The 16,027-nt window shown below is 65.4% G+C and carries 14 protein-coding genes; 4 read left to right on the top strand and 10 right to left on the bottom strand.

Going from position 1 to position 16,027, the window contains the following annotated elements:
- Window positions 1-21 precede the first annotated feature (21 nt).
- From ACZI8Q_RS12140 to ACZI8Q_RS12125, 4 genes are all read right to left on the bottom strand, one after another.
- The gene (locus ACZI8Q_RS12140; RefSeq protein WP_463373791.1) at window positions 22-1,791 is read right to left on the bottom strand and encodes an alpha/beta hydrolase; all 1,770 of its coding nucleotides are present in this window, start codon (window positions 1,789-1,791) and stop codon (window positions 22-24) included.
- Window positions 1,792-1,794: 3 nt separating this feature from the next.
- The gene (purL, locus tag ACZI8Q_RS12135; protein WP_463373790.1) at window positions 1,795-4,110 is read right to left on the bottom strand and encodes a phosphoribosylformylglycinamidine synthase subunit PurL; all 2,316 of its coding nucleotides are present in this window, start codon (window positions 4,108-4,110) and stop codon (window positions 1,795-1,797) included.
- Between the two features lie 99 nt (window positions 4,111-4,209).
- Window positions 4,210-5,493 carry a M18 family aminopeptidase gene (locus ACZI8Q_RS12130; RefSeq protein ID WP_463373789.1) on the bottom strand — a complete coding sequence of 428 codons (1,284 nt, stop codon included), beginning with the start codon at window positions 5,491-5,493 and terminating at the stop codon, window positions 4,210-4,212.
- An 88-nt stretch (window positions 5,494-5,581) separates the two neighbouring features.
- The gene (locus ACZI8Q_RS12125; protein WP_463373807.1) at window positions 5,582-6,856 is read right to left on the bottom strand and encodes a macrolide family glycosyltransferase; all 1,275 of its coding nucleotides are present in this window, start codon (window positions 6,854-6,856) and stop codon (window positions 5,582-5,584) included.
- Window positions 6,857-6,917: 61 nt separating this feature from the next.
- On the opposite strand from ACZI8Q_RS12125, the gene ACZI8Q_RS12120 reads away from it, so the two are divergent.
- Entirely contained in the window at window positions 6,918-7,499 is a 582-nt protein-coding gene (locus ACZI8Q_RS12120; RefSeq protein WP_463373788.1) for a TetR/AcrR family transcriptional regulator, read from the top strand.
- Window positions 7,500-7,583: 84 nt separating this feature from the next.
- Here the strand turns inward: ACZI8Q_RS12120 and purQ are convergent, their stop codons facing one another.
- Both purQ and purS read right to left on the bottom strand, forming a co-directional pair.
- On the bottom strand, window positions 7,584-8,261 hold the full coding sequence (purQ, locus tag ACZI8Q_RS12115; RefSeq protein WP_463373787.1) for a phosphoribosylformylglycinamidine synthase subunit PurQ: 678 nt from the start codon (window positions 8,259-8,261) through the stop codon (window positions 7,584-7,586).
- Complete coding sequence (purS, locus tag ACZI8Q_RS12110) at window positions 8,258-8,497, bottom strand: phosphoribosylformylglycinamidine synthase subunit PurS (RefSeq protein WP_070380942.1); 240 nt, start codon at window positions 8,495-8,497, stop codon at window positions 8,258-8,260. The genes purQ and purS overlap by 4 nt, the downstream gene beginning before the upstream one ends.
- Window positions 8,498-8,635: 138 nt before the next feature.
- On the opposite strand from purS, the gene ACZI8Q_RS12105 reads away from it, so the two are divergent.
- Together ACZI8Q_RS12105 and ACZI8Q_RS12100 are read left to right on the top strand one after the other, a co-directional pair.
- Window positions 8,636-9,280 (top strand): MBL fold metallo-hydrolase, encoded by a 645-nt coding sequence (locus ACZI8Q_RS12105; RefSeq protein ID WP_463373786.1) that lies wholly within the window; start codon window positions 8,636-8,638, stop codon window positions 9,278-9,280.
- 49 nt (window positions 9,281-9,329) lie between these two features.
- Window positions 9,330-10,193, top strand: coding sequence for an alpha/beta fold hydrolase (locus ACZI8Q_RS12100; protein ID WP_463373785.1), 864 nt, complete (start codon window positions 9,330-9,332; stop codon window positions 10,191-10,193).
- A 28-nt stretch (window positions 10,194-10,221) separates the two neighbouring features.
- Here the strand turns inward: ACZI8Q_RS12100 and ACZI8Q_RS12095 are convergent, their stop codons facing one another.
- Window positions 10,222-11,382 (bottom strand): DUF418 domain-containing protein, encoded by a 1,161-nt coding sequence (locus ACZI8Q_RS12095; RefSeq protein ID WP_463373784.1) that lies wholly within the window; start codon window positions 11,380-11,382, stop codon window positions 10,222-10,224.
- Window positions 11,383-11,461: 79 nt separating this feature from the next.
- Here ACZI8Q_RS12095 and ACZI8Q_RS12090 point away from each other — a divergent pair, with 79 nt between their 5' ends.
- Window positions 11,462-12,046 carry a TetR/AcrR family transcriptional regulator gene (locus ACZI8Q_RS12090; RefSeq protein WP_463373783.1) on the top strand — a complete coding sequence of 195 codons (585 nt, stop codon included), beginning with the start codon at window positions 11,462-11,464 and terminating at the stop codon, window positions 12,044-12,046.
- Between the two features lie 8 nt (window positions 12,047-12,054).
- Here the strand turns inward: ACZI8Q_RS12090 and ACZI8Q_RS12085 are convergent, their stop codons facing one another.
- The 3 genes from ACZI8Q_RS12085 to mbtM form a co-directional block, all read right to left on the bottom strand.
- The gene (locus tag ACZI8Q_RS12085) at window positions 12,055-12,759 is read right to left on the bottom strand and encodes a DUF2334 domain-containing protein (RefSeq protein WP_463373782.1); all 705 of its coding nucleotides are present in this window, start codon (window positions 12,757-12,759) and stop codon (window positions 12,055-12,057) included.
- A gap of 103 nt (window positions 12,760-12,862) precedes the next feature.
- Window positions 12,863-14,029 (bottom strand): acyl-CoA dehydrogenase family protein, encoded by a 1,167-nt coding sequence (locus ACZI8Q_RS12080; RefSeq protein ID WP_463373781.1) that lies wholly within the window; start codon window positions 14,027-14,029, stop codon window positions 12,863-12,865.
- A complete protein-coding gene (gene mbtM, locus ACZI8Q_RS12075) occupies window positions 14,020-15,609 on the bottom strand; it encodes a long-chain-fatty acid--ACP ligase MbtM (protein ID WP_463373806.1) in 1,590 nt (529 codons plus the stop codon). Before mbtM ends, ACZI8Q_RS12080 begins: the two co-directional genes overlap by 10 nt.
- Window positions 15,610-16,027: the final 418 nt, after the last annotated feature.

Genomic DNA, 16,027 nt, shown 5'->3' with positions numbered 1-16,027 from the left:
CGGATCTCGTTTCTGGGGCCCTCATTTCTCGGGGCCCTGCTTCTCGCGTACCACGTCCAGTACGGTGCGAACTCGTTCCGTGTCGGCGGGTGTCCACCCCTCCGGTGCGGCAACCTCGAGCCACGCATCGAGCACGAAGGTGCCGTAGTTGTGGCCGTGACCGTCCGGAACCCCGGCTGCGTTGGTCAGATCTGCCGACACCTGCCAGAAAGTGACGATCGGGAACCACTTCATCGACGCCGTTCGATCATCGCCCGGTGGCTCCTTCAGCCAGTCCGGTCGCGTGAACAGCAGTTCCGGAGACCACCACACCACCGGGTCGGACGGGTTCTGCAGGTAGAGGATGCGCGGCCGCAGCCACTCCCCCTCTGTGGTGTAGAGATCGTGTGCATCGGTGGCGAACCGCACTGTCAGGCCGCCCGAATACTCGGGATCGACCTCACGCGTGCCCGGATCGCGGCGCTCGATCAGCTGACTCCACAAGCGGTTCGAGTTCGGTGGGCCGACCCACAGCACGCCATCGACGGTCTGGCGGATGTCCCGGATCGATTCGAACGCGGCCTCGCCGGCCTGGGTGCCGAGACTCTCGCCGTACACCATCAGCTTCGGCCGGGTCTCTTCCGGCTCCTGCAGCCATCGCTCGTGGACACGATCGATGAGCCTTTTACCGGCGGCGGCGGCCTTCCCACGATCGGCAAGGAACGAGACCCAACTCGGGAGGTACGAGTACTGGCTCGCCACCAACGCACTGTCGCCGTTGTGAACGAGTTCGATGGCCTGTGCGGCAGTGGGGTTGACCCAGCCGGTGCCGGTGGTGGGGATGACCACGAGGACACTGCGCTCGAACGCGCCGGTGCGTTCGAGTTCGGCGATCAGCACGTCCATGCGAGCGTCCGGGTCCTCCGCCGTCTCGAGGCCGGCGTAAACACGAATCGGTTCCAGAGCGGGGCTGCCGTTGGCACCCGTCAGTTCTTGCGCGTTCAGACCACGGGACACGAAGCTGCGTCCCTCGTATCCCAGCGTGTCCCAGGGCGCAAACGACTCGGGACTACCGGATTTCTCGGGCGCAACGGGCTGCTTCGCGCCCTCCCAGGTGGTCGAGTTGTGCAGGCTGAAGATCTGGTTGGTGCCGGCGTAGATCCCGCGCAGGAGCACACCGTCGACGAGAAGCACGAGAGCCACGGTGACCACGGCGATGCCGATCATCATCGCCGCCGGAATCGACAGCCGCAGAGCCCGGATCAACCGGCCGGCGATCCACCGCACCACCTCACGCAGGCCACGCCACACCAAGACGATGGCGGCGGCCACGACAAGGCTGAGACCACCGGTGCGGATGTATCCGGAGGTGGTCGTCCCCTCCGCATCCATCAGCGTGGCGATCTCACGCTGCCAGCCCGCCGAATACACGAGCATCACGACGGACACCGAAACCGAGCAGAGCACCACGAACACCCTTAGCCCCGAGCACCATGGCTCCGGCAGCGGCCACCACCGACGGCTGTCGAGGAAGAAGCGGTGGGCGATCCGGCTGAGGATCACGCCCACCGCATAACCGATCGCGGCGTTGATACCGCCGATCAGACCCTGGAACAACCAGTCACGTGGCAGCAGCGACGGTGTCAGAGACCAGCCGAAGAACAGCGTCGCCACCGCGATACCGGTGAAATCGAGTCGGAGCCGACGCCACACGCGGTCGAGGACCGGGCCGTGCAGGCGCGCGGGGTCCGCCAACCTCGGGTACACCCGAGGGCCGGCGTCACGCCTCTTCAGCTGCCCCGGCGCGGCCACGCATCATCCGAACAGGTCCGGAAGTTTTCCCTCGTGCGCCGTCCGCAGTTCCTCCAGAGTGATCGAGAACTGACCCTGGATTTCGACGGAGTCGCTGCCCTCGTCGACGACACCGATACGCACCCACGGCAAACCGCGTGCGCTGCACATCCCGGTGAACCGAGTCTCCTCGGTGCGCGGAACCGCGACCAGGACTCGTCCGGTCGACTCGGAGAACAGGGTGACGAACGGGTCGGCGTCCTCAGGAAGGAGGACACGGCAGCCGGTCTCACCGGCCAGTGCTGCTTCGACGACCGCCTGCGCCAGACCACCCTCGGACAGGTCGTGGGCGGCCGTGACGAGGCCGTCACGCGAACCCGCCAGGAGGATCTCCGCGAGCAACTGCTCGCGCTGCAGGTCGACCCTCGGCGGCACTCCGCCGAGGTGGCCGTGCTCGACCTGGGACCAGATCGAACCGTCGAACTCGTCGTGCGTGTCCCCCAACAGAATCAGGGTCTCGCCGGGCTCGAGCCCGACACCGGTCGGAATGCGGCGGTGCACGTCGTCGATGACGCCGAGAACCGCGACCACCGGGGTCGGCAGGATCGGGGTGGAACCGGTCTGGTTGTAGAAGCTGACGTTGCCGCCGGTGACCGGAATGCCCAGCTCTGCGCAGCCGTCCGCAAGACCGCGGACGGCCTGTTGGAACTGCCACATGACGCCCGGGTCCTCGGGCGAGCCGAAGTTGAGGCAGTTGGACACGGCCTTCGGTGTCGCGCCGGTGACAGCCACGTTGCGGAACGCCTCGGCCAGTGCGAGCTTCGCGCCGTTGTACGGATCCAGTGCGGTGTAGCGGCCGGACGCGTCGGTGGCCAACGCGATACCACGACCGGTCTTTTCGTCGATGCGCACGACACCGGAGTCGGCGTTCTCCGCGAGCACGGTATTGCCACGCACGTAGCGGTCGTACTGTTCGGTGATCCACTTGCGGCTGCACAAGGCCGGCGAGGAGATCATCTTCAGCAAGGTGGCCTGCAGTTCGTCCGCGGTCTCGGGACGCTTCAGGTTCTTCGTGGTGTCGGCGATCAGTGCATCCTGCGAGTCCGGGCGCTGGACCGGACGCTCGTACACCGGGCCTTCGTGTGCGACGGTGCGCGGCGGCACGTCCACGACGGTCTCGCCGTGCCAGTCGATGACGAGGTTCTCGCCGTCGGTGACCTCACCGATGACCGTCGCGAGAACGTCCCACTTCTTGCAGACCTCCATGAACGCGTCGACGTTGTCCGGGGTCACCACGGCGCACATGCGTTCCTGCGACTCGCTGGAGAGAACCTCGGCAGCGGTCATACCTGTGGCGCGCATCGGAACCTGCTCGAGGTTGATGTGCATGCCGCCGTCACCGGCCGCTGCCAGCTCCGACGTGGCGCACGACAACCCGGCACCGCCGAGGTCCTGAATACCGACCACGAGCTTCTCGCGGTACAGGTCGAGGCAGCACTCGATCAGCACCTTCTCGGTGAACGGGTCACCCACCTGCACTGCCGGCAATTTCTTGCGGCCCTTCGATGCTCCAACTCCGCCTTCGGCTTCGTGTTCGGCGCCCTCGGACTCGTCGAAGGTTTCCGATGCCAGCACGGACACACCGCCGATGCCGTCGAGACCGGTACGAGCGCCGAACAGGATGATCTTGTTGCCCGCGCCGGACGCGAACGCCAGGTGCAGATCTTCGGCGCGCATCGCGCCGGCACACAGGGCGTTGACCAGCGGGTTGCCTGCATACGAGGCGTCGAACACCGTCTCGCCGCCCACATTGGGCAGGCCGAGGGAGTTGCCGTAGCCACCGACGCCGCGCACCACACCGTCGACGACACGACGGGTGTCGGGGGCATCTGCGGCACCGAAGCGCAACTGGTCCATGACCGCGATCGGACGCGCGCCCATGGCCATGATGTCGCGGACGATGCCGCCGACACCGGTCGCGGCGCCCTGGTACGGCTCGACGTAGGACGGGTGGTTGTGGCTCTCCACCTTGAAGGTGACGGCCCAGCCGTCGCCGATATCGACGACGCCGGCATTCTCGCCGATGCCCGCGAGCATGGACGAACGCATCTCGTCGGTGGTGGTCTCGCCGAAGTACTTGAGGTGCACCTTCGACGACTTGTAGGAGCAGTGCTCACTCCACATCACCGAGTACATCGCGAGTTCGGCGTCGGTGGGACGGCGTCCGAGGATCTCTTTGATGCGGGCGTACTCGTCGTCCTTGAGACCCAGCTCTTTGAACGGCTGGTCTACGTCGGGGGATTCGGATGCGTGCGTGACGGTATCTACCTGCGGAGACACTGGGCGTAGGTCCCTTCCCTGTTGGGATCGAACGGCAGGCTCGGCGTCGCGCTGCCTGCACGAAGTCTAGCCCGCGGACCCGGGAAGATCAGCGTCGCATCACCCGGTGGGTGTCAGGAAGGCTGCGAGAGCGTCGGCGTAGGCACGAACGTCCCACGCGCCCATGAGTTCGCGGGCCGAATGCATGCCCAACTGCGGGGCACCGACGTCGACGGTCGAGAGCCCGGTCCGTGAGGCGGTGATGGGGCCGATGGTGGAGCCACACGGCAGGTCCGCACGGTGGACATACCGTTGCAAGGGCACCCCCGCCTGATCGCAGGCGACCGCGAAAGCGCCGGCCCCGGCCGAGTCGGTGGCGTACCGAAGATTCTGGTTGACCTTCAGGACAGGTCCGCCGTTGACGGTGATCCGATGCGCGGGTTCGTGCCGGTCCGGATAGTTGGGGTGCGTCGCGTGCGCCATGTCCCCAGAAGCGCACACCGAACCGGCCATCGCCTGCAGAAACTCCTCGCGGCCGCCGCCGCGACCGAGCACGATCCGCTCGAGCACGGTGCTCAACAAGTCGGAGAACGCGCCCCGGTCGGACATGCTGCCCACTTCTTCGTGATCGAAGAGCGCCAGCACCGGCACGTGGTCACCCGGGAATTCTGCCGCGGCCAGCAAGGCCTGGGTTCCGGCATAGCAGGTCCCCTGGTTGTCCAGGCGCGGAGCACTGACCAGGTTTTCATCGGTCCCCACGACAGCACTCGGGGCGAGATCGTGGGTCATCAACTCCCAGCCGAGCACGGTGTCCGGCGGAACCTCCGCCTTCTCGGCGACGAACTCGATGAACGAACGCGGTTCCGTTCCGACTCCCCACACCGCGTTGACGTGCCGCTGCGGATCGAGTTGCACGCCCTTGCGGTCTTCGGACAGGTGAATTGCCAGTTGCGGAACTCGCAGAATCGGTTCGTCGACGCGCACCAGCCTCTCCTCGACGGTGTTGCCGACCCGCACGCTGATCCTGCCGGAGACACCGAGGTCGCGGTCGAGCCACGAGTTGAGCCACGCTCCCCCGTACGGCTCGAGGCCGACCATCTGCCACCCGGCCGACACCAGATCGGGGTGCTGCTTGACCCGCAGGTTGGGGCTGTCCGTATGACCGCCCACGATCCGGAAGGGGGCGGTCCGACTCACCCGTTCGGTGCTCCACGCAATGAGTGAGCCGCCCCGCACCAGGTAGTACTTTCCCTGTTCGGCGGGCCACGACGCACGTTCGTCCAACCGGGTGAAACCGGCGCCCTCGAGCATCACGGACACCGTGGCGCACACATGGAACGGTGACGGCGATGCGTCGACGAAGGTGCAGAGTCCTTGGGCGTCGGCCCACGTGGTGGAAGGCATGCAGCCATCATGCAGCAGCCCATCCGCCGGGACGAACGGGACATCCGTCCCTACTGACGGGACGGATGTTCCATTCGTCCCGACGTGGCTACTGGCGCACCGCAGATTCGACGATCTCCACGGCCCGCGCCACCCCGCCCGCTTCGCGGAGTTCGGCAGCGAGTTCCGCGCTGCGGTTGCGGATCGACTCGGATGTCACCTGCTCCAACGCGTCCCGCAACTCGGCGACGGTCGCAGTGTCGGCGTCGAGACGCACACCCACCCCTGCCGCAACCAGGGCATCGGCGTTCTCGAACTGATCGACCGCCTGAGGGACGGCGATCATGGGCGTCCCGGTGAACATCCCTTCGCTCGACCCGCCCATTCCGGCGTGGGTGATGAAGGCGTCCGCCTGACGGAGGATGTCGAACTGCGGCACCCAGCGGCGCACCTCGAAGTTCTCGGGGACAACTCCAAGATCCGCCTCGTCCACCTGCCGGCCGATCTGCAGCACGACGTGCCAACCGTCCCTACCACCGAATGCCTCGACGCATCGCCGGTAGAAATCCACCTTGTCGGTGTATGCAGTACCGAGCGAGATCAGGAGCACCTTGCGGGCGCCGTCGGGTCGGACCCACCCGCCGTCTGCACTTCTGTTCGTCGGCAGTGCTGGACCGACGAACGTGTACACGGATTCGTTCACCCGCTCGGCGTTGGGCTGCATCGACTTCGCGACGAGAACGACAGCTCGTTGTGGTCGGCCGAAGAACTGGGCTGCGGGCATCGTCACCCCGTTCTCGGCGAGAAATCGGTCCTGGCGCTCGTAGTACGCGGCCCCGCGCGGATCGGCCTTCATCCCGTCGATCACCTCGGCCATGTCCTCTTCGTAACCTTCCCAGGCCACATACGTCGGCGACAGCTGCACCATGGGAATTCCCCACTCCTGCGCAAGGATTCGGGCAGGACCGCCCGCGATATCGTACAGAAAAAGATCGGGCTTGTCGTTCTCGTACAGCTTCCGCAATTGCGGAAGCATCGCTTCGTAGTCGTCCTGGAACAGCGTGAGCGCGTCGATGACGTCGTCACCCCAGGACTGGTCGGACGTTTCCTTGTCGGACATCCCGGAATGGTTGACGCTGGGAAGCGTCGACTTGTAGGGGCGCAGTTCGGCGCCCGTCTCTGTGATGACCGTTTCCATCGACGGGTCGTTCGCGTAGGTCACGCGATGACCGCGCGCAGCCAACTCACGAATGATCTCGAGGCTCGGATTCACGTGTCCGGGGGCGGGAATGCTGACCATGGCTATGTGCTTACGGGGCATATCGAGGCACCTTCCGTCTGTCGAGACGTTCCGTCTCGAATGAGAGTGCCAGCGTAGTGTCATCACGTCAAGCGATTTGGTGATGCGCCAAGACGATACGTCTCGATTCATCTAAGGTAGGGTAATGACCACGGAACACCCTCGCCGATCCGAGCGATCACGATCCGCGATCCTGGTGGCCACGCAGGACCTGATCCGCGAACAGCCCTACCCGAAGATCACCATCGAAGGCATCGCAGCCCGCGCAGGGGTGGGTAAGCAGACCATCTATCGCTGGTGGCGATCCAAGGGTGCAGTGGTGGTGGACGCCCTGGCCGCACAGAATTCCGCGGACGACCTGCTCCCGTTACCGGATACCGGCGACCTGGCCACGGACATGCGGACTGTGCTGCGCGCGACCGTCGACGAGTTCACCTCCCGCGACGTCGAACCACTCTTCCGGGCGCTGGCCATCGAGTCGTTGCAAGACCCTGCCCTCCAAGCCCAGGTAGTCGACCAGATCTACCGACCGCAACTCACGCAGGTCGACGTCCGGTTTCGATCAGCGCAGCAGCAGGGCCAGATGCGCCCGGACGTCGACTCGGCGATCGCTTTCGAACTCTTCGTCGCACCGATCTTCCACCGATGGATGAACGGCACGTTCGCACTCGACTACGCGCACGCCGATGCTGTCGTCGACCTGGCGATGCGGGCGCTCGCGCCGTAATTGTCGGAGGCACTCGAGGATCCACATGACCGGTGTCGGCAAGAAACCGGTCAGTGTATTCCAGCGCATCTCTCGGGCGGCCGATCAGGCAGAGACGATGCTTTCGAGCACCGAATAGAACATACCGAGCCCATCGTCGCTGGGGCCGGTGAGGGCCTCGGTGGCGTGTTCGGGGTGCGGCATCAAGCCGACGACGCGACCGTTGGCCGAGGAGATTCCGGCGATGCCTCGCTGCGAGCCGTTCGGGTTGTCGCCGGCGTAGCGGAACACCACACGGCCCTCGCCTTCGAGCTCGTCGAGCACTTGCTCGGAAGCCTGGAAGCGTCCCTCACCCGATTTGAGCGGGATCAGAATTTCGGCGCCGGCCTCGTAGCGGGTGGTCCACGCGGTCGAGTTGTTCTCGACCTTCAGCCACTCGTCGCGGCAGATGAAGTGCAGACCCTCGTTGCGCGTGAGTGCGCCGGGCAGCAGACCGGCTTCACACAACACCTGGAAGCCGTTGCAGATTCCGAGGACGGGCATTCCGCCGTTGGCTGCTTCGACGACCTTGCCCATCACGGGGGCGAAGCGTGCGATCGCACCGCAACGCAGGTAGTCGCCGTAGGAGAAGCCGCCGGGCACGATGACCGCATCCACGTCTTTCAGGTCGGCGTCGCCGTGCCACAGGCTGACGGCCTCGCCGCCGGACAGCGTCACCGCGCGGGCTGCGTCCACATCGTCGAGGGTTCCGGGGAAGGTGATGACTCCGACGCGTGCGCTCATGCCTCGACGCGCCTGACGGTCCAGTCCTCGATCACCGTGTTGGCCAGCAGGGCCTCGGCGATCTTCTCGAGCTGAGCGTCGTCGACGCTGCCGTCGACCTCGAGCTCGAATCGCTTGCCCTGACGGACATCACTGACCCCTGCGAAGCCGAGGCGCGGCAGGGCTCCGGCAATGGCCTGTCCCTGGGGGTCGAGAATCTCGGCCTTGGGCATGACTTCGACGACGACACGGGCCACGTGCTGCTCCTCGGTGGTTGTACTGAGCCTGTGGTTGAACGGATGCCGGTAGAACACCGGGCACTCGGCAGTTTACCGCTCTACCCGTGTCCGCCTTGCACCGGACAACGATGACGACCATTGGGCATACTCGGGTACATGCGTCTGACTCACTTCGGCCACAGTTGTGTACTCGTCGAGTTGAACGGTTCCACGATCCTGTTCGACCCCGGCACGTTCTCCCACGGGTTCGAGGGGATCACCGGCCTGGACGCAATCATGATCACCCACCAACACCCGGACCACGCCGACCAAGCGCGGCTCCCGAAACTGGTCGAGGCCAATCCGGGCGCGGCCTTGTACTCGGACCCGCAGACCGCAGACCAACTGGGCGGAAGCTGGACGGCGGTGCGTCCGGGTCAGCAGTTTCACGTCGGTGATGTGCACGTCACCGGCACCGGTGGGATGCACGCCGTGATTCATCCGGACATTCCGCTCATCGACAACACCGCCTACCTCCTCGGTGACGCAGACAACCCGGCGCAGCTCATGCACCCCGGCGACTCACTGTTCGTCCCCGAAGAGAAGGTGGACGTTCTCGCACTGCCGGCCGCGGCACCCTGGTTGAAGATTTCCGAGGCCATCGACTACCTGCGCGCCGTCGCACCACGCGTGGCCGTGCCCATCCACCAGGCCATCATCGCCGACGACGCGACCGGCATCTTCTACGGCCGCTACACCGAAATGGCGCCGGACGGCACCGAGTTCCGCACCCTGCCCGCCGAGTCTTCCGTCGACGTCTGAATCGCGACTCCGCCCCTTACTTCACCAAGCCCGACAGACAGGATCGACTGTGCACAACGACCAGGATCGACTCTCGACGCTCGTCCGTGGAACTGCTGTTCGGGACGGACGCCGGCTGTCCTGGGTTCGGGCAGGCGACGGACCGTCGACGGTGCTCCTGGAGTCGGGGCTCGGTTCGAGCGGGAGCTCGTGGGGATTGGTCTTCGACCGAATCGCAGAGTTCACGACAGTCGTCGCCTATGACCGGGTCGGACTCGGCAACAGCGGCGACGCAGAGCCCACGTCCGACGGTGCCGTGCGCGACATCGAGAAGGTCCTCGAGGATGCAGACGTCACTGGCCCGCTCGTCATCGTCGGGCACAGTTGGGGTGGCGTGCTCGCACGGCTCTACGCCGACACGCACCCCGAACGTGTGGACGCGGTCGTGCTCGTCGATGCAACCCACGAGGACATGAAGATTTTCACCAGTCCTGTCGCGGCTCGGCTGATGCACTTCGCTGCGGGGCTTCAGGTTCGCGCTGCGAAACGCGGGCGTCTACGGCAATCACTCGAAGCGGGGCGGGGGCCGGTGGGCTCAATGCTCACGGGGATACCGGAGCCTCTGCGAAGCACCCTGCTCGACGAACACAGTGATCCACGCACGGCGGAGCAGACGCGCCGAGAAACGCGGCTCGTTGCGCCGACCTTGAAGTCGCTTCCGTCGTCGATGCCCGATATCCCCGTTGTGGCCATCGTCGCCGGCGACGCAAGTGAGCAGCGTGCCCAGAAGACAACGCGCGCGGCCTACGAGAAGTGGTTGTCCACCTCGACGAATGGGCGTTTGATCGTGGCCGAGAACAGTGGGCATTACGTTCCGCAGCAGCATCCGGATCTGATCGTCGAGGTCGTACTCGAACTGGTCAACGCACAGTAGGCCGTCCGGCGAGCACGTGCCGTACCGGTCAGGGAACAGAGACCGCCTCCCGAGACTCCGGCCGTCCCGCGAGGCGCTGGTAGCCGGCATTCCACAGCCATTCGAGGGGCCCCCGCTCGAAGCGGCGTAGCCACATCGTCGATGTCACGATCAGTACCGCGGACACAGCCACGAACAATGCGACAGTGGCTGGCACGACGGTTTCGCCAGTGAGGCGCGCTGCCAGGCCGAAGCCCCACCCGTAGCACACGAGCGAACACAGAAAGTTCTGCAAGACGTAGCAACTCAGCGCGGTCCGCCCGACCGGGGTCAACGCTGCGCCGACGAGTCCAGGCTGCGCGCCGTTCGCGTACCACTGGGCTACCGCCGCGAGGATCGCGAGGGACACGATCGGGGCCGTTCCGTAGCGTCCGAGTACGAGACCTGCGTCCGAACCAAAGAGCCCGAGGGCGAAGTCGAGTGGCAGGGCGATACCGAAGCCGGCCCACATCAACCGCCGACGCAGACGGTCGCGTTCAGGATCGAGAATGCCGCCGGCGAAGAGTCGGGCACCGATCAGGAACAGGGCGATCGACATGGGCAGGATGAAGAGCACTTCGGCCCTGAACAGGCCGAGGTTCTCCGCACGGAATACGACCAGATCCCAGAAACTTCCATCCGCATAGGGATTCGGCGACAGCGGCTCCGTGTCGGGGGTTCCGGCGGTGGCCAGTGCAGCAACGACGAGAGCGAGCATCGCGGCATGGATCGCGGCGGCGCAGACGATCCAGATCTTTTGCGCTCGGATACCCGACGTCAGCACGAAGGCGACGATCAGGCCGGTGACCGCGTACCCGGTGAGCACGTCGAACTCGGTGATCAGAAAGTAGTGCAACAAGCCGTCGAGCATGAGCAGCCCGGCGCGCCACGGATAAGGCCCGGGCCACCGCGCATTCTTACGCATGGCCGAGCGTTGTTGCACGGCGAGTCCGATTCCGAACATCAGGGTGAGCAGTCCCAGGAACTTGCCTTGCATTACCTGCTGCAGAACGTCTTGGATCGGTGCCCACATCCCCGTCGCGCTTCCGGTTCCGTTGAGGTAGCCGACGAGACCTTCCGCATTGGTGAAGATCCAGATGTTGGTGCCGAGCGTCCCCAGAATCGCGAGCCCTCGAAGGACGTCGAGGGCGATGTACCGATGCTGTGCCACAAGGTTCCCCTACCAGTTTGTTAGCACGGTCGTATTAGCAATATCAGGATTCTAACACACTCGTGCTAACATGGCTTTCGTGCCGAGATTGATCGACCACGATGAACGTCAACAGGAAATCGCAGAAGCCGTGTGGCGGGTGATCCGCCGTGAGGGCGTCAGCGCGGTGTCCGTTCGCGAGGTCGCCGCCGAGGCGGGACTGTCGAGTGGGTCGCTCCGGCACATCTTCGCCAGCAAGGCTGAGCTGCTCGCCTACTCCATGCAGCTGGTGCACATTCGCGCACACGAACGCATCGTCGTGCACCTGTCGATTCCTGACGCCCGCGAACGCGCACTGGCAGTCCTCGGAGAAGTCCTCCCCCTCGACGAAACGAGACGCTGCGAGATGGAAGTCAATCTCGCCCTCGTGAGCGAGTCCCCCGCTCATCCTTCGCTGCGGACGATCGCCCTGGACGCACACGAGGCGCTGCGGAAAGGTTGCGTGGCGGTACTCACGGCACTCGCGCAAGAAGGCCTGGTCAGCAGTGACCGCGACATCGACGCCGAAGGATTGCGACTTCATGCTCTGATCGACGGACTGGCCATGCATCTCGTGCTCGGCGACAACGACTCACCCGAAACAGCGGAAGCAGCCGTCGCCGCGCATCTGGACGGGCTGGCCTGAAACGAGGGTCAGGCTGCGCCCATCTGAGTCAGGTGACGATCCCAGCGGTAGACCGTCGGTGTCGCCTCGTGATGCAGACACAGGTCCACCGCGTCGATCATTGCTTGCCGGGGACCGCTCCTACCCAACTGCTTCCCGGTGATCGCCAACCGGACCACTCCGCCGCGGCGGGCCGAACGCTCCGCGCCGAGAACCAGCGCCCGGCACCACCAGGGTTCGGCGCGGAAACCCTCACCGATGCCGAGCACCCGCGAGCGCACCGCCGTCCCGCGTTCGAGGTCGTGGATCGCCGTCATTCCGGCCAGAAGCCGGAATCCGGCGGACGGTAGCGCTCTGACCGCACCGGAGGAAGCGGACCAGCGCGGAGCGGCGAACAGCCTGGTTCGCAGACCTGTTTGCTCCATGACACGATCGGCGGCAAGCAGCCTCAACCTCGCCTCGTGTTCGGGCAACGCCGCGAACTCGGCGCGACGACGTTTGGTGGCGGCCTGGTCGTAACCGTGCAGAACGATGGCGGCTCCGCGCGAGCGCTGATCACGTAACCAGGATTTTGTCGGCGCGTCGTTGACGAGGCGGTACTTGTCCTTCAGCCGAGGAGCCACGAGCAGCGACAACGCCACGCCTCGCTCGTTCAGCTCCTGCGCGAACGACGCGACGTGCTCGCGCGTTTCGTCACGAATTCCCGACACCGACACGATCAGCTGCCCGGCCATGACCCCAGGGTGCCATCACAACGTGAACAACAGGCCAAGTTCAGACGGCACCTGTGCGCGGTCAAGGAGTGCAGAGACTCGTCAACCGCGCACAGGGGGCGGGTCAGCTGATGGCAGCCGAGAATCTCCGGTAACCCTCGACGTCGGGTTTCATCGACGCCGCGACAAGCTCCCAGAGAACCTCATCGGTGCCGCCGCCCACACGGGCAAGCTTCATATCGCGCCACCACCTGGCCACCGGCGTCTCGTCGGTGAGGAACCCGGACCCGCCGAAGATGTGCATGCACTCCCCCATGACCTCCTCACCGAGGCGTGCCGCAGACACCTTCATGGCCGCGGCCGTCCGCAGATCCATCTTCCCGCCGGCGGCGATACCCGCGAGCGCATAGCGGAGCATGTCGACCCGCGACTGCAGGTCGGCGACCCGGAAGCGCAAGGCCTGATGGTCGATGAGCGTCTTACCGAACTGGGTTCGCTCGTGCATTCGGGCGAGCGTGATTCCCAGCATCCGGTCGCAGGAGGCGGCCACTTGACCGGCTATGGAGAGGCGTTCGTGAGCCAGACCCCAACTCACCGCCGCCAACCCTGTTCCGGCACGGGCAATCAGGTGGTCGGCTGGTACCCAGGCGTCGATCTCCACTGCCGCGGTATCGAGCGGGCCGGCACTCACCTTGGCGTACGGTGGCATGACCGTGACCGCATCCGTCGGCACGAGTACGAGAGCCACGTTGCCGTGACGGCTGGTCGAATCGTGGTCCACACTGCGCGCGACCACGAGGATGTAGTCGGCGATCGGTGACAGCGAGACGAACTTCTTACGCCCCCTGACCCGGAATCCTTCACCCTCGGTGGTGATCTCGGTCTCCGCGATCTGTAGATCCGAACCACCGGACGACTCCGAGGCCGCCAGACACAGAACTGCCTCACCACGGATCGCCTGATCGGCCACCTTCGCCAGGGTTTCCGATCGCCCACCGAACCGGCGCAGGATCGAGATGGCGGAATCGTGCAGACTCACACCCACACTGATACCGGCTGATCCCAACCGACCCAGCGCGAAGGCAAGTTCGAAAAGTTTGCCCACGTCAGGCGTCTTGCCCTCACCCCATTTCTCGGCGAGAACACCGGTATCACCCAACCGTTCCAACAGTTTTCGCGGGAACCGTTCGGTCGCCTCGGCTTCTTCGGTCCAGGCCTGAATCTCCTCGTCGAACACTGCATCGAGCAACTCTCGAAAACCCTCGACGGATGTCGCTGTCGTCACTTCCAAACCCCCGACTCGAGCAGGGCTTTGGTCTCCAGGCGCCGGATCTTGCCCGATGTGGTCCGGGGAACCGCCCCCGGTTCGACGAGGACCACGTTCGGCACCACACCGCAGTCGGAGGCGACCTCGGCGATGACCGCATTGCGTGCGGATTCGGGATCGTCGCCGCGGAACTCCGCCACCACAACCAGGCCCGGACGCGCGGAACCCTCGCCGCGAGCCATGGCGACGACACCGCCCCGCTTGACGCCGGCAACACCGGCGGCGGCTCGTTCGATCTCCACCGGGAAGAGGTTTCGCCCGGCAACGATGACGATCTCCTTGACCCGGCCACAGACCACCAACCGGCCATCCACCAGGTAACCGATGTCGCCGGTGTCCAACCACTCTTCCTCACCGAGGGGTGGGTGGCCGAGGTAGCCGTTCATGACGGACGTCCCGCGGATCTCGACCTGCCCCACGTCCCGCCCATCGATGCTCGGCACGTCGATATCGGGTTCACTGATACGAACCTCCATGCCACCCAACGGCTTACCGAGGACGGCATAGCGGCGGCGGACCGGTTCGGCCTCACCGCCCGCCTGTCTCACCACGACCTCGTCGTACTGTGCGCCCTCCCCAGCCGCAGGCATGGTGACCCCGCACGTCGCCTCGGCCATACCGTAGGCGGGTGCGGCGGCCGCCGGGTCGAAGCCGAAGCGGGCCGTTTCACGGAGAAACTTGTCGAATGCGTCGGGGTCGATCGGCTCGCCGCCACTGATGGCGACACGCAGATGCGACAGCTCTGCGTCCTTCAGCAACCGGCCGTAGCGCCCCAGGATGTCATAGGCGAAGTTGGGGGCAGCGGAGATGGTGGCTTTCGTCTCGGTCAGCCACTCCAGCCATTTGAACGGTGCTGCGGCGAAGGCGGAGTTCGGCACGAGCCACAGGGGGATCCCCGAACCCATGGCGCTCAGCACGAACGCCAGACCCATGTCGTGGTAGATGGGCAGCCACGTGAACCCCCGGTCGCGGGTGCGGTCCAGCTTCAATCGCGCGATCAGTTCGGTGGCGTTGGCGCGCACCGCAGCTGCGGACAACACGGCGGTTTTGGGATCGCCCGTCGATCCGGCTGTGCCCTGCAGTACGGCCGGCGCCCGAGGGTCGAGCTCTCGGGCTTCGAAGCCGGAGGTGTCCGCGCCGACCCCGTACTGTGTCGCCTGCTCGACCCGCAGCGGGCCGTCGATCTGGGCCAGCAAGTCGAGTTGTTCACCACCGCCCAGGACGGTGCCGACCCCGATGTCGAGGAAACGCGCGTAGGTCTTCTCGGCCCAGCGCCGTTCGTCGGCTCCGCGAATCGGTCCGGGCAGGAACGACACCGGCGCCCCTGCCAACCAGGCGCCCTGCACCCCAGCGATCAGGTCGACCGTCGGTTCTCCGATGAGACCGACGGCGCGTGGCTCCTGGTGCGGGCTGTCGGCGAGCATCCGGGTTGCGAGCTCGACGGCGCGGGCATGCACGTCACTCCAGGCTCGGGTGTCCCAGTTGCCGGTGTCGGTGTCCAGCACGGACAAGGTCTCGTCACCGGCCAGCATCGCCTCGCTCATGGCGGTCACGAGACCGCCTGCTACGTCGGTCTGTTCGAGCGGAACTCGCTTCACTTCTTCGGCCGCATCACACGCTGGCATATCTCTTGCACTCCCCAAATCAGGTCACCCCGGTTGTTCACCGGCCGGGTTCCGCGGCGGACGCCGCACGGCGCCTTCGACGGCATTACATTAAGCGAGGCTATCCTAAGCTCTCCTCCAACCCGCAAGGAGCTGGCATCTGAATGTCTGTTAGCCTAACCTAAGCAATCGGGGCCCGACCCATCATGTACGCCATCCGGTCCTACCACTACGAGTCCTGATCTGCGAGAGACCTTCTCGTGCTGACCGATCATCCTGATCGGTCAGCACGCCCACGATTCCACCTAGACCAAGTAAGCAGAGCGATGACCTCACCCCTCGTGGCGGACAATCAGCA

Source organism: Rhodococcus quanlei (genome assembly GCF_055231015.1).
The sequence above is the reverse complement of the archived record's forward strand: the minus strand, read 5'-3'. Positions and strand labels throughout refer to the sequence as shown.